Source organism: Bacteroides sp. Phil13 (assembly GCF_001940965.1).
Lineage (GTDB): Bacteria > Bacteroidota > Bacteroidia > Bacteroidales > Bacteroidaceae > Bacteroides > Bacteroides intestinalis.
Map to the genome: position 1 here is coordinate 31,053 of NZ_MSHA01000032.1, position 22,309 is coordinate 53,361.

Annotated in this window: 10 protein-coding genes; 9 read left to right on the forward strand and 1 reads right to left on the reverse strand. The window is 38.5% G+C overall.

Annotated features, from left to right (window positions below; genetic code table 11):
• The first annotated feature begins 501 nt into the window (after nucleotides 1-501).
• The 4 genes from BWI44_RS04980 to BWI44_RS04995 all read left to right on the forward strand — a co-directional run bounded on the left by BWI44_RS04980 (nucleotide 502) and on the right by BWI44_RS04995 (nucleotide 7,940).
• Nucleotides 502-3,576, forward strand: coding sequence for a SusC/RagA family TonB-linked outer membrane protein (locus BWI44_RS04980; protein ID WP_286812058.1), 3,075 nt, complete (start codon nucleotides 502-504; stop codon nucleotides 3,574-3,576).
• Nucleotides 3,577-3,597: 21 nt separating this feature from the next.
• On the forward strand, nucleotides 3,598-5,322 hold the full coding sequence (locus BWI44_RS04985) for a RagB/SusD family nutrient uptake outer membrane protein (protein WP_195209005.1): 1,725 nt from the start codon (nucleotides 3,598-3,600) through the stop codon (nucleotides 5,320-5,322).
• A gap of 303 nt (nucleotides 5,323-5,625) precedes the next feature.
• Nucleotides 5,626-5,862: a hypothetical protein gene (locus tag BWI44_RS04990; RefSeq protein WP_007661783.1), complete on the forward strand. Its 237-nt coding sequence runs from the start codon at nucleotides 5,626-5,628 to the stop codon at nucleotides 5,860-5,862.
• A 2-nt stretch (nucleotides 5,863-5,864) separates the two neighbouring features.
• Nucleotides 5,865-7,940 (forward strand): polysaccharide lyase family 8 super-sandwich domain-containing protein, encoded by a 2,076-nt coding sequence (locus BWI44_RS04995; protein ID WP_229036134.1) that lies wholly within the window; start codon nucleotides 5,865-5,867, stop codon nucleotides 7,938-7,940.
• Between the two features lie 53 nt (nucleotides 7,941-7,993).
• Here BWI44_RS04995 and BWI44_RS05000 read toward each other — a convergent pair whose 3' ends face one another.
• Nucleotides 7,994-12,049: a hybrid sensor histidine kinase/response regulator transcription factor gene (locus BWI44_RS05000; protein ID WP_195209007.1), complete on the reverse strand. Its 4,056-nt coding sequence runs from the start codon at nucleotides 12,047-12,049 to the stop codon at nucleotides 7,994-7,996.
• A gap of 241 nt (nucleotides 12,050-12,290) precedes the next feature.
• Here BWI44_RS05000 and BWI44_RS05005 point away from each other — a divergent pair, with 241 nt between their 5' ends.
• The 5 genes from BWI44_RS05005 (at nucleotide 12,291) to BWI44_RS05025 (ending at nucleotide 22,266) form a co-directional block, all read left to right on the forward strand.
• On the forward strand, nucleotides 12,291-14,966 hold the full coding sequence (locus BWI44_RS05005; protein WP_195209008.1) for an alpha-L-rhamnosidase: 2,676 nt from the start codon (nucleotides 12,291-12,293) through the stop codon (nucleotides 14,964-14,966).
• A 535-nt stretch (nucleotides 14,967-15,501) separates the two neighbouring features.
• Nucleotides 15,502-18,663, forward strand: coding sequence for a SusC/RagA family TonB-linked outer membrane protein (locus BWI44_RS05010; RefSeq protein ID WP_195209009.1), 3,162 nt, complete (start codon nucleotides 15,502-15,504; stop codon nucleotides 18,661-18,663).
• A gap of 12 nt (nucleotides 18,664-18,675) precedes the next feature.
• The gene (locus BWI44_RS05015) at nucleotides 18,676-20,364 is read left to right on the forward strand and encodes a RagB/SusD family nutrient uptake outer membrane protein (protein ID WP_195209010.1); all 1,689 of its coding nucleotides are present in this window, start codon (nucleotides 18,676-18,678) and stop codon (nucleotides 20,362-20,364) included.
• 33 nt (nucleotides 20,365-20,397) lie between these two features.
• The gene (locus BWI44_RS05020; protein WP_007661792.1) at nucleotides 20,398-20,775 is read left to right on the forward strand and encodes an SGBP N-terminal domain-containing protein; all 378 of its coding nucleotides are present in this window, start codon (nucleotides 20,398-20,400) and stop codon (nucleotides 20,773-20,775) included.
• Between the two features lie 69 nt (nucleotides 20,776-20,844).
• Nucleotides 20,845-22,266 (forward strand): glycoside hydrolase family 28 protein, encoded by a 1,422-nt coding sequence (locus tag BWI44_RS05025; RefSeq protein ID WP_138293128.1) that lies wholly within the window; start codon nucleotides 20,845-20,847, stop codon nucleotides 22,264-22,266.
• Nucleotides 22,267-22,309: the final 43 nt, after the last annotated feature.

The window sequence follows — 22,309 nt, forward strand, 5'->3', positions numbered from 1 at the left end:
ACTGGCGAACAAAGATAGTGCTCTGATTGATTTTTCCAAAATTCTATCTGGTTGAATTTAGGTTTTAACAAGATCAACTTTAGTTAAAACTAAGGTTTTATTGTCCGGGGGATAACCTCTGCTAAAAGACTGTTGTATTCAATTTCGCCATAACTGTATTCTCTTTGTGCATTGCGGATATGAGCATGATATTGGCGAGATATTGTATATATACATATTGCTTGTACGCTAATTTTGCATGTAGAAACAACATCAAACGTTTTCAATAGTGTATTAGTCTTTTTGCAGGTATTGAGAAAAGATACATATTATTAATTTTTGATAAATAGCGATGAATATGGAAAAACATTCTTTTAATTTTTTGAGTATTTCTAAAAAGATGTCATTAGAGTACTTTTTGATAATTTGAGTTTTGGAGAATTACTCATGCTGATGTTTTAAAGGTATTTGTCTCTTTAATAAGTGTCTTTTAAAATAGAACCAATTAAAAAATATATTAATATGAAAAACATTTTTATGCTAACAAACAAAAGTGAACAAAGACTAGGAGGAAAACGGTTCTCTGCAATCCTTCTATTATTGTGTTTATCTCTGTTTACTGCTTATGGTCAGGGAAAGAAAAATATTAAGGGATTAGTCACTGATGAGAAAAATGAACCATTAATAGGAGTCAGTGTAGTGGAACTTGGTACTTCTAATGGTACAGTAACGGATATAGATGGAAAGTTTGATTTAAATGTTTCATCAAATTCGACTTTAAAGTTTAGCTATATCGGCTACAATGTACTTGAGAAAAAGGTTGGCATACAAGCAATGATGAATGTTGTTTTAACTGAGGTTGCCTCAGAATTGGATGAAGTTGTAGTAGTGGGTTATGGAACTGTAAAGAAACGTGATCTGACAGGCTCTGTTACATCTGTTGATTCTGAAAAACTGTTGCAGAGTCCGGCGTTATCCGCTGCTGAGGCTATTCAGGGTAAAGTTCCGGGAGTATTGATACAGAACACAAGTTGGACTCCAGGATCTACTCCGTCTATTCTTATTCGTGGTACACGTTCTATCAAAGCAGGAAATGATCCGTTGTATGTAGTGGATGGTATTCCTATTTCAACAGCTCCTAATTTATTTGCCCCTGGTGATATAGAGTCGATAGAGGTTCTTAAGGATGCCTCAGCCACAGCGATATATGGGTCTAGAGGTGCTAATGGAGTTATCATTATCTCAACGAAGAAAGGTAAAAAAGGAAAAGTACAGGTTGATTATAATGGTTATTATGGTGTTCAGACCATTCAAAATAAGTTGGAATTAATGGATGGATCAGAATATGCGGAGTATGTGCGTGAAGCTTATAGAGCTGCCGGACAATATGATTCAGCAGTACCTAATATGGAACTGGATAAAACATTACCTTCGTTTACTGGCGATGATTATACTTGGCAGTCTATTGCAATGGCTTATGATGAAAATGGTAATTATGATCCCAGTAAAGTACGTTCCGGGGCTTTGTGGTGGAACGAAGTAGAACGTACAGGTATAGTGACTGACCACCAGCTCGGCATTAGAGGTGGAGGTGATAAAATGCAGTTTGCTTTTAATACTACATATTTCAGGAATGAAGGTATTTATAAGAATCAAGATTACTCGCGTTATACGGTAAAGTTGAGTGTTGATGCGGAGGTTACTAATTGGTTGAAGATAGGAGGACAGTCACATTTTAGTCATTCATTACAGGATAGAGGTTCGAATTTTCAGGATTGCTGGCGTGTTAATCCGCTTGGACGATTGTACGATGATGATGGAGCACCTACGTTGATGACCTCGGGTGGTGACTCTCAATGGTGGAATCCTCTTCAATATTTGGAGCCTGATGCTGTAGTAAATCCGTTGAAGATTAACCGTTTCTTAGGTAGTTATTATGGAGAAATCAAGCTTCCGTTAGATGGACTTAAGTATCGTGCAAATATTGGAATTGATTTCCATTCTCGTCAGGATTATTCTTTTTTATCTTCAAATGCAAGACAGGGTAATCCTAATCAGGCAAAGAACGCTACTCAGCAGACCTATGCTTATACGTTTGAAAATCTGTTATTCTATGATAAGCAGTTTGGAAAACACTCTATCGGAGTTACCTTACTGCAATCTATTCAGCGCAATAGAACTGAAAGTTTAAGTACTACTGTTCAGGATTTACCTTCGGATGATCTGCTTTTTAATGATATTGCGTCAGCATTGGATATGACAGGATATGACAGTAATAACCAGGTATGGAGCCTTGCTTCTTTCATGGGGCGCTTGAACTACAATTATAAAAGCAGGTATTATGCAACATTCTCAATGCGTTATGATGGCTCTTCACGTTTAGCAGATGGACACAAATGGGTTTCTTTCCCTGCTTTTTCATTGGCATGGAGAGTAAATGAGGAAAACTTCCTTAAGAATTTTGATAAACTTGATAATTTGAAACTGCGTTTCGGATATGGTGTAACTGCCAATACTTCTATTAATCCTTATCAAACAAAGGGATTGTTATCAAAGAAGTATTATAATTATGGAGAAAATATGGTTATTGGTTATACCTCATCCAGCTTACCGGATAAAACATTGACTTGGGAAACTACCGGACAATGGAATGTAGGTGTTGACTTTAGTTTTTTCCGTGGACGTTTGAGTGGAACAGTTGATGCTTATCTGCAAAATACACATGATTTGCTGCTTGACCGTCAGTTACCTGCTGTCTCTGGCTATACGAGTGTACTTACTAATGTTGGTAAGACAAGGAATAAGGGTATTGAAGTTAGTTTATCTACTGTGAATATACAAAATAAAGACTTTACATGGTCTACAGATTTTATGTATTCAACTAATAAGGAAGAAATTGTAGAATTGTATAATGGGAAAGTAGATGATATAGGCAATAGTTGGTTTATAGGCGAAGCGCTTGGGGTATATTATGATTATAAGAAAATCGGTATCTGGCAGGATACTCCGGAAGATCTTGCAGAAATCGAAAAATATAATAAGAATGGTCATAAATTTGCACCGGGAATGATTAAACTGCTGGATATTGATGGAGATCATAAAATTACTGCAGACAATGATCGTATGATCCTTGGACAAAAACGCCCCAAACATATTTTTAATTTTAGCAATACATTTGTTTATAAAGGTCTTGACTTGAATGTTGTTCTTTATGGAACTTTAGGCGGAATGTTGAGAAATGCAGTTCGCGTGAATCACCAGTCTTATCGTAATAATAGTGTGAAATTTGACTATTGGACTCCTAATAATCCCACTAATGCTTATCCGCGTCCTAACAGGTTGTATGACAATATAGAGTATGAATCTTCATTATATTATGAAAAATCTGATTTTTTACGTGTTAAAACAATAACATTAGGGTATACATTACCTAAAAGTCTGGTTAATAAAGCAACTTTATCTAATTGTCGCTTATACGTTACTGCACAGAATCCTCTTGTGTTTACAAGCTACACCGGAGTCGATCCGGAAGGAGCGGCAACCTATGCTTCACCAAGTGTAAGTAGTTGGATATTTGGTATGAATGTTTCTTTTTAAACTAAATAAAATAAGAATAAAATGAAAACGATGAAATATAGAAAAAGCATCGACATAATTTTTACGATGGTTTATGGATTTATCTCCCTGATAAATGTTAGTTGTGATGATTTTCTTTCAGAGAAAGAAGTTCCTCGTATAACAAGTGATTTTTATAAAACTGAACAAGGTATACTGGCAGCTGTTGATGCCACCTATGCTTATATGCGTTTTGGAGTTGGTGGAGAGTTCTCTAATGTTTTTACAGAATTAGGCACTGATCTGATAACAGGTGCGGAGGGAGCTTTGAGTTATCCCTATAATTTATATAGTGCAACTTTGTCACCAACAGAATCGAAGTTATATAGTTTGTGGGAAAACCATTATAAAGCTATCGGAGTGACAAACTTGGTTTTAGATGCTCTGCCGGAGGCGAGTGTATCGGAAGCAGAAAAAGAGAGTTATGGTGCTGAGATGAATTTCTTTCGTGCGTACTTCTACTTTGACTTAGTTCAACAATTTGGCAAAATACCTTTGGTTACTAAGGCAATACAAGAACCTCAAACTGACTTCAAACGCTCTTCTGTATCAGATGTCTATAAGCTTATTGTCAGTGATTTAAGATATGCGGCAGAACATCTCCGTGAATCGGCAACTGGTACAGAACAAAGTAAGGCTACTAAATATGCTGCTGCTCATTTATTGTCTAAAGTTTATCTTACACGTGGTAGTGCAGTAACTAATCAGCGTGGACAATTATCAACTGATATGGATAGTGCTTATTACTATGCAAAAAGGGTAATAGACAGCCCTAAGTATACTTTATTGAATAACTATTCGGATTTGTGGGATGTTAACAACATGGGAAATCGTGAGGTTATCTTTTCCATTCAGTTTACTCTTGATCCGATATATAATGGAGATGGAAATAAATCTCATTTATATTGGGGATCGTGGTATGAAGATCAACCTGGTATGAAGCGTGATATAGCTAACGGCCGTCCTTATCGTTTTCATCGTGCTACCAATAAGACGATGTTTGAGTTATTTGATCGTAAAAATGACTCCCGTTTTTATAAGAGTTTTAAATGGACCTACTATTGTAATAAAGTAACTTCTTCTTTAGCCATAGGAGATACTGCTATTTATTATAGTTTAAATGCTCCTAAGAACAGAACATATAAATATAAATATTTTCAATGGAACAAGGATGATCCAAGTAAGAATAACAGATATTATCCCATTGTGTTGAAATATGAGGATCCGTTAAGAGAAACGGCAAATGAGCAGAAAGGGGTACGCGAATGGGTACGTATGCGTCTTGGCGAGACTTACCTCATTGCTGCGGAAGCAGCAGGACGTAAGGGGGATTACAACTTGGCTGCTGATTTGATTAATGTTATTCGTGAGCGTGCTTCTTGGAAGTCCGGCGAAAAAAAGGTACCTCAATATTGGCTGGAAGAAGGTGGAGAAATGGACAACACGGAATCTACTTATGAAAATATAAAAGTGACTGCAGATGACTTGAAAGAGAACTTTGTAGATTTTATGTTGGATGAAAGAGGACGTGAACTTTTGGGCGAATACACAAGATGGGAAGATCTGGTACGTTGTGAGAAATTGGTTGAGTATGTAAAAAAATGGAATCCAGACGCAATGAAGAATATCCAAGAGTATCACAAACTGCGTCCAATTCCTCAAAAGCATATTGACCGACTGAATCCTCGCGGTTCTGATGAGGAAGAGCAGAACCCTGGATATTTCTAATTCTACCTAAAAACTTATGTAATGTAAGGAGTTGGTTCATTATTGGGCTAACTCCTTATTAAATAGACTTTTATTTTTGAAGATAAAAAACTGATATTTAATACCATGAACTTGACTAAATTATTAAAAAGGGGAAACAATTCTTTTGTTGTTGCACTCCTTTGGGGGGGGTACTACAGATGTAGATACTTTTTCAAAATTTGTAGGCTTAACCGACTGAAAGGTTATTGTGGGCTGAATCAGGGAGAAAAAATTCTGAAAAAACTCGAATGAAGCTGCATATGTAGCAAAACGATTTAAAGAATGCTAAAAGATAAGTTACCTAATGTTACTATAGCGGGACTGGCAGTTGCTGGAAGTATCCGTTGGCTTGAGTCTTTCTTGAAAAATTCATTAGGAATATATTTTGCTGATGCTGAAGTAGAAGCTGATGGAAGTTTTCAACTAAATATAAGAGAGAAATATCAACCACAAAATGAATATGTTAAAGTATCCGTCCCGGCAATGAGTGCGGCGGTGATAATTATAGATAAAGAATGATTATGAAAAGGTTACTAATTATTTATCTAGCGTTATGCTTTTGGGGAGAATGCAGTTATGCTGTAGAGAAGCAGAAGGATATAGAGATTTTATATAATAGATTGTTGGAAGAATACCTATCGGATTCGATAGACGTTTCTCAAGCAGAAAAAGATTTGGCTGTTATGCAAACTGATGGTAGTTGGAAAGACATTGATTATAAGACAGTGACTTTCTATTTCGATGCAGACCGTCATCTCAAAAGATTAAGAAACATAGCATTGGCCTATAGTAAGCCTGGAAATAAGCTATTTCATAAGCCGGAATTGAGAAAAAAGATAGTATTGGGGTTAGACTATTTCCGGACAGTTAATCCCGATTCCGGAAATTGGTGGTATCGGGATATCGGGGCTCCTTCCCAATATATGGTTCCTCTTCTTTTGTTGAAGAAAGAACTGAAAAGAGAAGATTTGATGAGGCTTTCTGCTTACCTGGTTGATAAGACAGATAATGTAGCACATAGAGGTAAGAACAGGACATGGGTGTCTGCAGTCTTGATACATAAGGGCTGTATAGAAGATAATTATGAGTTAATAGCCAAAGGATTTTCTTCCATTGCTTCTACCATATATGTAGAGGAGAAAGATGATGAAGGAATGAAAAGAGATAATAGTATCCATCAGCACCGTCCTCAACTTTATTCGGGTGGATATGGAATGTCACTGATGTCTGACTTGGCAGAGTATATTACTTTAGCTAATAAGACATCTTTCATAAAATTTTTTACTCCTGATAAGATTAAGTTGGTATCAGATGTTTTTCTGAAAGGAACACAGATGTTCGGATACAGGGAGGCATATGATTTTGGGACGATTGGACGGGGAATATGTCGGCCGAATTGCTTGAGTAATATGTCCACGTACACATTAGATTTAATGAAAGAAGTTGATCCTATTCATGCAGAAGATTATGAAGCATGGAAAAAGCATATTAATGGTGCAGCCTTTCCGGTACCTGGAAATACACACTTCTGGAAATCGAACATTATGACTCATCATGGAGCTGATTATTACATGTCTGCCAAAGTCATATCCGTGCGCACAAATGGTACGGAAATGCTGAATGGGCAGAATTTGAAAGGTTATTATCTACCATTAGGAGCAACTAATATAATGACTACCGGTCATGAGTATGATGACGTCTTTGTAGCTTGGGATTGGACGCGGGTACCGGGAACAACGGCGGTTGCTAATCAGTCGACTGCCGAATTACGTTGGTATCTGTTCGGGTCGAATCAATTTGGCGGAGGCGTTAGCAACGCCCATAATGGAGTAATGGCTTATGAGCATGCCTATCAGGGTGTGGAAGCTCGGAAAGCTTACTTTTTTATGGGAGATGCTATGGTATGTATGGGAAGTGGTATTAAGGCAGCCCGTACGCAGGAAGTTCGTACTTCGGTAAATCAATGTCTGGCAAATGGTGAGGTTACATATGGCTTGTCAGGGCATACATACCGGCTAATGGATAACTTGTCCGACAAAAAGATAGACTGGGCTTACCATGATAATGTAGGGTATATTTTCCCGCAAAATGGGAGTGTAACATTGAGAAAAGCCAAGCAAACGGGTACCTGGCGGGAACTTGAAGTAACGGCAAGTGAGCAACCTGTTACAAAAGAGGTTTTTAGTTTATGGATTTCGCATGGCACTACTCCACAGAATGAGGATTATTGCTACATAATAATGCCTGATAAACCTCTTTCTTATTTTACAGATAAGAAGTTTGAGAATGAAATCAAAATTATAGCCAATACGGAGCAGACACAAGCGATTGCCAATGAGAATAAGAGACAGTATGCTGTCGTCTTTTATGAACCGGGTGAAATACGGTTCTCAGATGATCTGGTAGTGGCAGTCAATAAAAAAGTTTTGTTATACATTGAGAAGAAAGACGGGCAATATGAAATAGCTGTAGCTGATCCTTTGTATAAAGAGGAGTCTGTTCAATTAAGCCTGAATGGAGAACAGATGGATATAACATTCCCTTCCGGTGACTATTCCGGTAGTTCGGTGATAAAGCATATAGCTCAAAAGCATTAATAAGTACGCAAAGGCACTACTTACGTAGTGATTGCTAAGAAATAAAGAACTCGTCAAACAAGAGAATCATCTTTTTGTTTATTGGCTTCCCTATACTCCCTGGGAGTTTGATTATAGCGTTTGGCGAATTCTTTATAAAAATGCGACCGGTTGGTAGCCGCTATCCGGTACATGATTTCTTGTATATTTAATGTTGTTGTTAACAGCAATTTTGCAGCATATTTCATTTTTTGCTCTTTTATGAAATCTTTGGGAGATGATTGGTTCAGTTTTTTGAACTTTCGGTATAAATTTCTGCCACTGGTTTGCATCGCCTCGGCTAATTCGTCAGGGCCGAACTCTGCATTATCCATATTTTTATTGATTATTTCTATAGCGGTTTGCAGGTATTCTTTATCCTCATTTTGTAATAACTGTCCTCCACTATAGTCAAATGCACTTGCAGAAGAGTTATAGTATTGCTTTAACTCTTCTTGTTTTTTTATAAGTTGTTTGATAATGGTTCTAAGATATTGTGTATTGAAAGGTTTGGGAATGTAAGCATCCGCTCCGGATTCTATACCTTCTATTTTCTCATCGGTTGTATTCTTGGCCGAAAGAATTACCAATGGAATGTGTGCAGTATGCTTATTGTTTTTCAGTTGTTTAGTCAGGGTGATTCCATCGATTTTAGGCATCATGATATCTGTGATAATCAGATTCGGAGTTTCTTGTTTCAATAGTTCCAACCCTTCCTCTCCGTTTTCGGCAGTTAAGATTGCATATTCATTTGATAATATATCTTTCAACATCCACAACAATTCTTTATTATCATCAATAATCAGTATTGTGTTTTCCGGTTGGTTAGTTTCTTCTTCGTTATTGACTGTTTCGGGCAGTGTTACCTCTGTTTTATAATTGGACAGTTCAACTTTGGCAATTTCATGTGGTTGTATATTTCCCATTTTTTCTGTGGTTTCAAGCGCAGGCAAAGTCACAATAAATTGGGCATATTGATTTACTTCACTTTCTACGTTAATGGTTCCATGTAGCAATTCTACCATACTCTGGCAAATGGCAAGCCCTAATCCGTTTCTGGATGATAAGCCTTTTATACTATTTTCTTTGATGTTGTCGAGTATACTGTACCGGTTAAATATTAACGGAAGGTTTTCTTTACTGATACCTTTCCCCGTATTATACACTTTAATGCTTAGTTTATCTTCTTCTTTTTTTATGGATATACGGATAGTCCCATTTTCCGGTGTGTATTTGAAAGCATTGGAAATAAGATTATTGAGGATTTTAGTAAAGCCGTTGTGGTCACTTCTCCAAATGATATCCGGAGTGATGTCTGTTTCCAACTGAATTCGATTCTGTTCGGCCAATTCATCAAATGATTCAATGATTCCGTTGCCCAATTCGCTGATATTCAATTCTTGTATGTGGCATATCTGGTTACCGGTTTCCATACGGCGGAAATCGATGACTTCTTGTATCAGGCTGTTAAGCCGCTCGGTATTTGATTTTATAATCTGGGCATATTTTTTTATAAAGTCATCACTATGTTCATAATTGAGTATCCTTTCGCATGGTCCGTAGATAAGTGTGAGCGGAGTACAGAATTCATGTGTAATATTGGTGAAGAAACGTAACTTCCCTTCATACATTTCTTCTTTATATTTTTCTTTCAGCCTTCTGTCGATAGAAGCTTTCCTCCGTTCGTACTTCCAACGAATATATCGGAAAAGACCTAACCCTGCTCCTATAAGTAGTAGAACGTAGATTGTTTGAGCAGCAATGCTCCAGTACCAGGGGGGAAGGATGGTGATGTATATACTTTGAGTTAAGTTTTCATTACTACTGCTCCCATCATCATACTTCACTCGCAAGATGTAGTTACCGGGAGGAATATTGGTAAATTGCGCTTCATTGGAGCGCGTGTCCATCCATACATTGCTAAAATTTTCCAGTTTATAGGAGTACTTGCTATTTTCTCCATTGATGAAATCCATGGCAACAAAAGAAACAGCAAAGAAATTTTGATCGTGCTTCAATACAATTTCTCTTTTATTACCTTTGCTTTTTTCAAATTCGGATATGTTATAATCTTTATTGAATATCCTGAGCTTGGTAAAGAAAATATCCGGAATGAAATCTTTTCTCTTTTTTTCCCCATTTTCTATCCATACAATACCATCTACGCCTCCAAAGAAATATCGTTTTTTTGTACTGTCTTGAAAGTAAGCATTATCACTAAACTCTATTACCTTTAATCCTGTTTTATGATTAAGGTTTCGGAATGTATTCTTATGTGAATCAAATAGAATGATACCAGTATTACTGCTTAACCATAAGTTACCTTGAGGATCTTCTGCGATACCATGTATTGTATTATTAGGTAATCCTTCATTTTCATTGAAGTTTTTATAATCGTATTCACCATTGGGTAATAAGGTCAATCTGGTGAGGCCGTAACTGCTGCCTATCCATATAATTTTATTTTTGTCTTGATGTATACAGAGAATGTCATTCATTGGAGCTATTCCGTTTTTATCGAATGAGATAAGCTGATAGGCTTCGGTCTGCGTATTCAGGCGAATGACTCCATTTCCCCGCATTCCAATCCAGAGAATAGAATCATTCTCCGGATAAATGGAATATATTTGATTGTACTGCTGTCTGTTGGGGACTCTGAAATAAATGGTACGTATATCTTTGGCTTTAATCGTATTTCCATGTGCTTCAATACTGATTCGGAGCAATCTGCTTCCAGAACCTACCCATAGCAATGAGTCGCAGGTCTCACTCATGGAATGTACACGTGCAATTCTAGAGTTGGTATTGTTGATAAGCGAGTGTATTTTGTTGTCCCGATATGAATAATAGTTTAGTTCAGGACCGTCCGACCCAATCCATAATATAGGATGGCTCTTACTTTCAGTAAAAGCAAAGACTGCATTATTGGTTAATCCGTCTTTGACAGTGAAATGGGTTACATTAGCTGTCGAATATTCCTGGGCAACATCGTAATCTTTAATTCTGATGATGCCATTATCTTTAGTTCCCAACCACAGAGTGTTTTGTTGATCTGTATGAATAGCCCGGATGGGTCTTCTTTTATTTATGGGTAATTGATTTAATGACAGGTTGTTGAAAGCGTACTCATCTTTGGTCCATGCATATATGCCTTGCCCGTCTGTACCAATCCAGATAATGTCTTGTTGTTCATCTTTCCATAATGAGAATACCCCACAATTAATTTCTATTTTTTCTAATTCATATCCTTTAGCTGCATCGAGCCGAATAAGGCCGTTCGTTCTAAAACCAATGAGGAGATCATCGTTATCGAAAATAATAGAGCCGATTTCCCCGCTCTCATTAATAAGCTTATTCAGATTTTTAACAAAATGAATGCCTTGGGTTGTTATATAATAAATGTCTCCGATAGAATCGACTATGATGATTTTCTCGTTATGGTAGAATGCATACTCTATGGGCTGAGCATGTTTAAAATCACTATGCCTTTTAATGTTGGGTTGATCAGAGCCTGTGTCAGATACAGTATATCTCTCCAGAACTCCTTGGTGATTGATCCAAATAGTATCTTGTGCATCAATTAGCATACCCAATACTGTATTATGTTCTATTCCTTTATGTACAGGAAGGTCGATAAATTTATTTTCAACTTTAGAATAGAAAGACAAGACATCCGGTTTGCTAAGAACATACAAATTATCGTGGCTGTCTTTAGCCATATAAGAGTTTTCTCCGAATTCATTGTAATACGCCTCTATGGTATTGCTTTGTTGCGATAGCTTGTTAAGTCCCCACTTGGTACTGATCCACAGATAAATGCTGTCTGTTTCTATAATATTTCTGATAACATTGCTTGATAAACTGTTTTGGTTGTTGATATCGGGCTTATAAATATAGATATTCCGGCTGTCATACATATTAAGCCCGTCATATGTTCCGATCCATAAAAAACGTTCGTCGTCTTGAAACAGGCAAGTGACAGAACTGTTGGATAAACCGTCCCGATTACTGATCTGTCTCAGATTGTACGAACAAATGTTGCTTGTTAAACAAGAAAAAAAGAATAAAAGCAGCAATGTATGTTTTCTCATGGGGCTATTCATATTTATTTAAGTATTAGATGCAAACAAAGATATGTTTTTTTTCTGTGCTTCAATCTGAAAAATATGCTTTAAAATGGTATAATTATGTCTTAGGACGATAACCATACAAAAATGGCGAAGATGGGCACGTTCTTTGTCATGTCAGCGTATACTATTGGCACTTTTGTAGATATTACTATATTGATTATTGCCTATTTTTGTATCATTCACTAAAAAAGTAATCTATATTATGAAACGAATCTTATCAGTATTCTTTTTTATTTCATTATTTCATCTATCATTATTAGCCGGATCAATAGGGAAGCTTAATGTTCTTCGCTGTGAATATTTAGTTGCCCCGTTAGGAATAGATGTGCCTTCTCCGCGTTTGAGCTGGCAATTGCCAGTTGATGTTGATGTTCAGGAAGCCTATCAGGTTATTGTAGGCACAGATTCCGTTCGGGTTGCTCAGGGGATGGGTGATAGCTGGAACTCCGGTAAACAGACTATATCAAATGTTCTGGCTGTTTATGCCGGACAAAAACTTCAACCTTATACACGATATTACTGGAAGGTGTGTGTCTGGGATAGTAATAAGATGTATACAAGTGACGTAACTTACTTTGAAACCGGAGTAATGGATGAACACAACTGGAAGGGTAACTGGATATCAGATACCCATAATATACATCTGAAGCCCGCTGCATATTTTAGAAAAGAATGGGATGCAAAACGTACTATTCGGGAAGCCCGTGCATACATTGCTGTTGCCGGATTATATGAACTTTATATTAATGGCTCACGGGTTGGAGATCATCGTCTGGACCCTGCATATACTCGCTTTGATAGACGTACTTTATATTTGACACACGATGTAACGCAACTATTGAAGCAAGGAAATAATGCCATTGGTGTACTGTTGGGAAATGGCTGGTACAATCACCAGTCTACTGCTGTGTGGAACTTCGATCAGGCGCCTTGGCGTGGCAGGCCTAAATTCTGTATGGATATCCGTGTGGTATATGACGACGGAAAGGTAGAATTTATTTCTACTGGTCAAGACTGGAAAACCTCTTTGAGTCCGGTTATTTTCAATAGTATTTATACTGCTGAACACTATGATGCACGGTTGGAACAACCTGATTGGAACACTCCGGGATTTGATGATAAGAAATGGAAAAATGCAAGTTGCACTTCCGCTCCGTCACCTCTGATTGTGTCGCAGCAGATGCATCCTATCCGGGACGTGGAGATGCTCCGTCCGGCAAAGATGATTAAACTTTCCGATTCTATTTATTTATTTGACTTGGGCAGGAATATAGCAGGTGTCAGCCAATTGACAATCAAAGGAAAACCTGGTACGGAAGTTCGTTTGAAGCATTCTGAGAGAATCGGAGAAAATAATAGAGCAGATATGTCTAATATTGATTATCACTATCGCCCTACAGATGATTCAGATCCTTTTCAAACGGATATCTTTATTCTGAGTGGTATGGGAGAAGAAACATTTCGTGCCCGTTTTAATTATAAAGGTTTTCAGTATGTTGAAGTAACAAGTAGCGAGCCGGTTGAACTGACTGATAATAGCTTGAAAGCCTACTTCATGCACAGTGATGTTCCTGTTGCCGGCAGAATCTCATCATCTGATGAATTATTGAATAAGATATGGAAGGCGACGAATGCTGCATACCTGTCAAACTTGTTTGGCTATCCTACGGACTGCCCCCAACGGGAGAAGAATGGGTGGACGGGAGATGCCCATATTGCTATCGAGACCGGACTTTATAATTATGATGGCATCACGGTCTATGAAAAATGGATGGCCGACCACCAAGATGAACAAGCCCCTAACGGAGTGCTCCCTGCCATTATTCCTACTGCCGGATGGGGGTATCATTGGGGGAATGGTGTTGACTGGACAAGTACGGTGGCTATTATTCCCTGGAATATTTACCTGTTCTATGGAGACAAACATTTGCTTGAATCTATGTATGACAATATCAGAAGATATGTGGATTATCTGAATTATACATACCCTTCGGGCATCACGGACTGGGGATTAGGAGATTGGATTCCTATAAAGTCACATTCCTCCAAAGAGCTGACTTCATCCATCTATTATTATGTCGATACGGATATTCTGGCTAAAGCAGCCAGAATATTGAACAAACAACAAGATTATGAAAAGTATTCTGCTTTAGCGCAAAAAATAAAGAATAGCATCAATGCCCGCTTTCTGAATGAGGGAACAGGTATTTATTGTGGTGGAAGTCAGACAGAGTTAAGCGCACCACTCTATTGGGGAATAGTCCCTGAACATCTGAAAGAATTGGTGGCTCATAACTTAGCAGAGAAAGTGAGTAAAGACGGCAGTATGGATGTAGGCTTACTGGGTAGTAAAACTATTCTGAATGCTTTGAGTGCGAATGGATATGCAGATTTGGCTTATCAACTTGCTTCTAAAGAGACCTATCCGTCCTGGGGCTGGTGGATAAAGAATGGAGCAACTACTCTTTATGAGAATTGGCGTATTGATGGGAAAAAAGATATTTCATTAAACCACATCATGTTTGGAGAAATTAGTGCTTGGTATTATAAAGCATTGGGAGGACTTTACCCTGATTCTTCAATGCCCGGCTTCAAACATATTATGTTAAGACCCAATTTTGTAGCAGGTTTGGATGCTTTTGAGGCAAGTCATATTTCCCCTTATGGAGAAATAGTTTCATCATGGAAAAAGAACAGGGGTAAGGTGCAATATACGATTACTATTCCTTCAAACAGTTCTGCTACCTTATATCTAAAGAAGTCTTGTAGAATAAAATGTAAAGAGATAGAAGCTGCTACTTTATTTGCCATGCGCGAGAAAGGAAATGGCATCGAATTGCTAACCGGTACCTATCATTTTGAAATTAAAACTAAATAATTGAAGGAGGGCGTGTCCAAACTGAATGAAAGTTTTTATTTTCTCCTCACTTATTATCTACCTTCTCCTTGTTTTATATAGGGAGATGGTAGGGAGTAGATACGATTCTGATATAGTTTAAACACATCTGAAGCACCGGCTCACTACATAATGCATGTCCAATTTCGCCCAAAATGTATGTTTTCTCAATATGTCCGTTTTTGCCATATTAATGGCGATATTGGATGTACTTATGTACTATTAATCGTCTAACTTTGCCGATAGAAACAACATAATTAGTATGTTTTCAATATGCATTGATTGCACATTAAGGTAAAAAAGATTTTTTGTAAAGCGAGAGGGTGAAGACTGCATGTGCATGATTCATCCGCTCCTTTCGGAAAGTAGAAAAACATTTGTTTAACCTCTAATATATTTTTAAGTATGGAAAAACACTCTCCTTGATTTTCTTAGAGTAAGAAGAATTTATTCTTTATTATACTCTACTTTGGTAAGTTTCTTAATGAACTATTTCTAATATTAATAATACACAATTATGCGAAACAAACTCAATGTCCAAAAGAAAATGATTCTTAGGCATTACTGGCTGAAAGATATCATGCCATTTTCTAAGAAATCCATTTTAATGGCGACACTTTTGTCGCTTGGCTTAGTTACAACTGCTGACGTTTATGCTGCTAAAGACAATCAGACACACATCGGTGAAGTTGTGGCAAGTACTCAAGGTGTTATGCAAACTGCTAAAAAACTAACAGGAAAAGTAGTGGATGCAAAAGGTGAGTCTATCATTGGTGCAACAATTAAAGTGAAAGGAACCACGCAGGGCGCTATCTCTGATATTGACGGTAACTTTAATTTGCCTGTTGATGTTTCTAATCCCACAATAGAAATCTCATTTGTTGGTTATCAAACCAAAACAATGAAGGCTACGGCTGGAGCACCTCTGGTTATTACTTTAGAGGAAGACACCCAATTACTTGATGAGGTGGTGGTGGTTGGTTACGGTACCCAGAAGCGTATGACAATGAGCTCGGCTGTTGCCACCGTACAGGGGGATAAGATTAAGGCTCCTGTTGCTAATGTGTCCAATCAGTTGGGAGGACAGATACCGGGTATTATTACCCGTCAGACTTCCGGTGAGCCGGGAAAAGATGCAGCGACTGTGTTGTTGCGTGGTAATAAACCGCTAGTTCTGGTCGATGGTATCGAACGCCCGTGGGAAAAAGTAAACCAGGCTGATATTGAATCTATTTCTGTTCTGAAGGATGCTGCTGCGGTTGCTCCTTACGGTTTGAAAGGGGCCAATGGTGTAATCCTGATTAATACGAAACGAGGAAAAGAAGGTAAAGTAACCTTGACTTATGATGGTTCGGTTGGTTTCCAGACCCCGATGAATACTCCTGATTTCCTGAATGCTTATGATGCATTGACCTTATACAATGAAGCGTTGAGAATGGATGGACGTGACAAAGAAGTATATGGTGATGATCTGTTGCAGAAGTATAAGGATGGTACTGACGACCGTTACAAAAATACAGACTGGATGGATGAGTACATGAAGACTACCACTACTACTCGTCACAATGTCTCTCTGAGTGGTGGTAATAAGTTTATCAATGCGTTCGCCTCTTTCGGATATATGTATCAGGGCAGTATGATGGGTAAAGACACCGGATATGACAGATTTAATCTCCGTTCTAATGTTGATTTCCATCCGATAGACATTACTAAAGTGAGTGTTGATATCAATTTAGCCTACGATACTAAAAAGAGCCATTATTATGATGGCAAAAAGATGATGGAAGACTTGTATCGTTTGTGTGCTCCGACAGTCCCCAATATGGTTGGCGGAAAACCAGCCATGCAGGGTGGTGGTTCCAGTATGTATATGGGAGTGCATGATGGAGCTGATAAGACATACAATAATAACTTTCAGAATATAACAGTTTCTTTAGATCAGCAATTGCCATTTCTGAAAGGCTTGTCTGCAAAAGCTTTATTCAGTTACGACCGTCAGATTTATGATGCAAAAGAATGGCAATATCCTTTCACGGCTTATGCCTATAATGATGCTGGTGAAATTGAAGAACAACAAGGTGGTGAAGCGAAACCGTCTCTTAACATCACAAATAAGCAATGGACTTATTATACTATTCAGGCTCATTTGAATTATGAAAGAAGATTTGGTAAGCATGAGGTTGGTGTATTAGGTGTATTTGAAAGGAGATGGGGTAATACGGTAGAAACCAAAGCCGGTAGAAAGAACTATGATTTTATGATTCCGGAATTGAATATGGGTAGTCCGGTTGCGGAATTTATCAGCAACTCCGGTACCACCACCCGCTTTGGTCAACAGGGGTATGTTATGCGTCTGAACTATAACTATGCCCAGAAGTATATGCTTGAATTGGCAGGACGTTATGACCAGACTTACCAATATGCTCCTGACCGTAGAAGTGCATTTTTCCCTTCCGTATCTTTGGGTTGGAGACTTTCTGAGGAATCATTTATAAAAGATAATTTCTCATTTATCAATAACTTAAAGTTGAGAGCTTCTTATGGTAAATCTGGTAATCCTGTCGGTGATGCATTTTCTTATCTTTCACAATATAAAATTGAAAATGGTGCAGTGTTCGGCAAAAACCCTACCCAATTGCAGAGTTTGGTGGAGGGGGCTGAACCTAATATTTTCCTGACTTGGGAAACAGTCTGGAAAGCTAATATAGGTTTAGACATAAATTTTTGGAATGATTTGTTGATTGCTGAGTTTGATGTATACCGGGATAAGCGCACGGATAAAATTTTGAGTCCGAATGCGATTGTATCTTCTGAATATGGCATTGGCCTGGCTAAAGAAAATGCTGGTGAAGATGAAAGGTATGGTTTTGATGCAGCATTGAGTAGCCATTATACTTTCAATTGTGGATTAAAGATGTCTAATTCGGTTTCTTTCGGGTTTACTCGTGATAAGCAGATTGAGATTCGTGAAGCTCCCGGAACCAAGAATAATCCAAGAAAGCGTAAGACCGGGCAACCGAGTGGACGCACATGGGGATATAAAGCTGCCGGATTATTTAAGGATCAGGCAGATATTGATAACTGGGCTTATCAGAAGGGCGTATTGCCTGGTGATATCAAGTATGTGGATATCAATGGTGATGGTAAGATTGATAGTGAAGACCAGGTTATTATTGGTTTCAACGAGACTCCTGAAGTGATGTGGGGGTATAACCTTCGTTTGGAATATAAGAACTTCGATTTCAGTATGTTCATTCAGGGAGCTGGTGGTTCTGACTATTATTTGGGTAGCAATGGAGACCGTAATGTTCGTTATCCATTCAAGGATGCCATTCATCCACGCCGTGAACACTTGGATTCATGGACAGAAGCTAATCCGAATCCAAATGCAAAATATCCGCGTTTGTCTGCCTCTATCCGTAACCAGAACTATGAAACATCCTCTTACTGGATGGTAAATACTGCTTATGTGAAACTAAAATCATTGCAGATTGGCTATACTTTTAAACCGCAATTACTGAAGAAAGCCAAGATGCAGAGTTTACGTTTATATGCTGATTTCTATAATTTGTGGACCATTTATAGCAAAATGCCTGACGACTTTGACGTTGAAAACCAAGCTTTCAACTCATATCCACAACAGATTATCAGCTCTTTTGGTGTAAGTGTAACCTTTTAATGCAATATAATTATGAAAAAAATAATATATGGTATCCTTTGTTCCATACTTTTGTTGAATGCTTCGTGCACGGATTTTATGGACAATATAAAACCAACGAATTCTGTTACCGATGAAGGTATCTGGTTGACAGAGTCAAGTGCTATGCTGTTTATGAGTAAAGTTTACAGAGACTTGGATGGACCTTATTATAGCGTAAATGGCTTGAACGACCATGCTGTCGATATCCTGTTTACGGATGATTGTATCCAGATTGGTGAGAAGGCGTCTAATCAATGGAATTTGTTTGACTTCAATGCTTCTTCTGCTCCGATTGACAGATGGGGTAATCGTTATTCTTCTATTCGTAGAGCTAACATTGCTTTGAAGAACTTGCCGGACTCTCCGCTACCTGCTAATGTGAAAGAACGCTTGATGGGAGATTCGTACTTTCTGCGTGCGATGTTCTATCTGGAATTATTCCGTTATTATGGAGCGGCTATACTGATTGACAAACCGCTTGATCGCAATACGGATGATATTTTCCTGGCTCGTGCTACACCGGAGGCTACATTGCAGTTCATTATTTCTGATTTCCAGAATGCTGCCGATCGTTTACCGGTGACGGTGCCTGATGACGAGTTAGGGCGTGCGACTAAGGGAGCTGCGTTGGGCATGATGGCGGCCACTTATTTATATGCAGCCGGAATCATAGATTCCAAATATTATGCAGATGCGGCTAAAACTGCCCGTGTTTTAGTTAGTGGTGATCTGAAAGGTACTTATTCTTTGTACCAGAACGGGTTTGCTGAGATGTTTTATGAGGATAATGAACACAATAGTGAAGTTATTTTTGATATCCAGTTTGCATATCCGTATAGATGGTCGAGTGCACAGACTGTTTTGGCTCCGCCTGAGCCCGGCACACCGGCTGAATATGGATGGAGCAAAGACCACCCGACTGCAAGTCTGGCTGATGAATTTGAAATGGCTACCGGTGAACCTTTTGATTGGAATAATCCGGAACATGCCGCAGCTCCTTATGAGAATCGTGACAAGCGCTTCTATGCAACTCTCCATTACAATGGAAAACCTTGGAAAAACAAGATATTGTATACAGCCCAGAATACTCCGGGCAATCTGAATCTGAAGGAGAACCCCAACGGAATGTATAGTGCTGGTAAACCTTCATGCACAAAAACCGGGTATTACATTGGGAAATACATGAATCAGGATGTGCTATGCGGCTATGATAATCGTGGGCGTGGTGTAGGCGGCGGACATAACTTTATCGTTTTGCGTTATGCAGAAATATTGTTGACTTTGGCCGAGGCAGAGAACGAAGTGAATGGACCGACTGCTGAAGTATATGGTGCAATAAATGAAATACGTGCCCGTGCCGGACAACCTGTACTTCCTGCAGGCTTGGACAAAAGTGAAATGAGAAAACGTATTCGTCATGAACGTCGTATAGAACTGGCTCTTGAGGGTAAAAGATGGTTTGATATTCAGCGGTGGAAGATTGGTGAGGAAGTGTTGAATAAGGATGCGCAAGGTTGCCTTGTGACTTATATAAAACGAGCTGATGGAGAAATTGTGCCTACTTATGAAACGGTATTCGTATGTAAAAAGACGTTCATGGCTCCTCGCGATTATTTGCTGCCGATTCCACAGTCTGCACGTGACAAGAATCCTAATTTGGATCAGAATCCTTTGTGGTAAATGATGATTGTATAATTTAAAAGTAGCTATAAGATGAAAAAGATACTATTTTTTATGTTCGTTGCTTTGGCGCTGACTTTTGTGTCATGTGGAGATGATGACTATGCAGTAGACGAAGCTTATGAAAAAGCAGAGATTACAAATGTGACAGTATATAATAGGGCAGAGGGGGTTATGAGTGATAAGACTCAGATTGACTCTGAAGCTGGGACTGTCATGGTTACTCTGAAAAAAGACGCTGATATTACTGATCTGAAGATGATAGCAACCATTTCTGCGGGAGCAACCCTGACTCCGGGTATGGCTGTTGGTTTCCAAGATTATTCTACTCCCCGTACATATACGGTGACTTCACCGGGTAAAACGGTCGTGAAGCAATGGACAGTGACTGTAATACCTGCAGCTAATTAATTAATAACTATGATGAGGCTGTGTCAATATTATTTTGCCGCAGCCTCATTCATTTAAAGAATTGGAATAATGAATGATACTATAACATGGGGATTGTTTTGCTTCTGTTTATTCTTTATGGCTTGTACCAATAAAGAACAGAATAGTTCGGAACCTATAACAGACAAATACGCGATTCATACGGATGGGAAGACCTTAACTACTACTGGTCTTCAAAAAGCGATTGATGACTGTGCCAGACAAGGGGGAGGCGTTGTATCTTTACCCGCCGGAAAGTATCTGACCGGAACACTGGTGTTGAAGAAGAATGTTACTTTAAATCTGGAGAAAGGTGCTACGATTCTGGGTAGTAAGAATATTGCTGATTATCCTGATAAAGGAAGACGCAAAGCTCTGGTTTTTGCAGAAAGAGCAGACAATATTTCAATTACAGGTGAGGGAGAGATAGATGGTAATGGATCGGCTTTTAATAAAGGAAATGATGCTCCGAACCGTCCCACTCTGGTACTCCTGCTCGATTGTAATAAGGTTTATGTAAATGGAGTAAAATTATCAAACTCTGGGTTTTGGACATTCCGTTTTGTGCGTTGTGATGGGGTTGATATCAGTAAAGTGTATGTGGAAGGACATGCGAACTGGAATAATGATGGCTTTGATATTGAGAGCCGGAATGTTACTATCACAGATTGTGTAGTTGATACAGATGATGATGCCATCTGTTTCAAGAGTGAAGACCCGGATTATGTGGTCGAGAATGTTACAGTGAAGAATTGTGACCTGTCTTCTAACTGTAATTTTATTAAATTTGGTACTGCCAGTGCCGGAGGATTTCGCAATATCCGGGTTTCTGATTGCACTCTTCATAAATGTAGCAGATCTTTGCTTCGTTTTTGGGAAAAACGTGTTCCGGGAGTTTCTGATCCGATTACTGGTATAGCGGGTATGGCCCTTGAAGTGGTTGACGGTGGTTTTATGGAAGATGTTGTCATTTCTGATTTGACGATGGAAGATGTGCAGACACCCCTATTTATTCGCTTGGGTAGACGTAAAACTTCAGAGAAATCTTATCTGAAGGATGTATTGATAAAGAATATCACAGCAAGTTCTGCCAGTTATGTTGCAAGTTCCATTACAGGTGTTCCCGGACTTCGTGTTGACAATGTGGAGATTCGTGATATAGACTTTAAGTTGAAAGGTGGAGGAAAAGTTTCGGATACGATGGTAGAAGTACCGGAGGTTGAAAAAGCCTATCCTGAGAATCGAATGTTCGGCATGATGTTACCTGCTTATGGAGTTTATATACGACATGCTGACAATATTCGTTTTATAAATATGAAGCTCTCAACCATTGGTGATAAAGAAGAACGGCATGCGGTTGTTGCTGAAGATGTAAACGGACTTGAAATTACCGACTCTGCATTGCAATCTCCGGATAGTGAACTCTCTGTGATTCGCTTGAAAGATTGTAAGAATGTGAAAGTGCCCGAATAATTGTATGTATCCTTGTCAAAAATGTATGCTGTGTGTATTTTCC

Coding starts and splice junctions, on each gene's coding strand:
- BWI44_RS05005 (WP_195209008.1), top strand. CDS start 12,291: ATGAAACGAATCTTATCAGTATTCTTTTTTATTTCATTATTTCATCTA.
- BWI44_RS04995 (WP_229036134.1), top strand. CDS start 5,865: ATGAAAAGGTTACTAATTATTTATCTAGCGTTATGCTTTTGGGGAGAA.
- BWI44_RS05010 (WP_195209009.1), top strand. CDS start 15,502: ATGCGAAACAAACTCAATGTCCAAAAGAAAATGATTCTTAGGCATTAC.
- BWI44_RS04990 (WP_007661783.1), top strand. CDS start 5,626: ATGCTAAAAGATAAGTTACCTAATGTTACTATAGCGGGACTGGCAGTT.
- BWI44_RS05015 (WP_195209010.1), top strand. CDS start 18,676: ATGAAAAAAATAATATATGGTATCCTTTGTTCCATACTTTTGTTGAAT.
- BWI44_RS04985 (WP_195209005.1), top strand. CDS start 3,598: ATGAAAACGATGAAATATAGAAAAAGCATCGACATAATTTTTACGATG.
- BWI44_RS04980 (WP_286812058.1), top strand. CDS start 502: ATGAAAAACATTTTTATGCTAACAAACAAAAGTGAACAAAGACTAGGA.
- BWI44_RS05020 (WP_007661792.1), top strand. CDS start 20,398: ATGAAAAAGATACTATTTTTTATGTTCGTTGCTTTGGCGCTGACTTTT.
- BWI44_RS05025 (WP_138293128.1), top strand. CDS start 20,845: ATGAATGATACTATAACATGGGGATTGTTTTGCTTCTGTTTATTCTTT.
- BWI44_RS05000 (WP_195209007.1), bottom strand. CDS start 12,049: ATGAGAAAACATACATTGCTGCTTTTATTCTTTTTTTCTTGTTTAACA.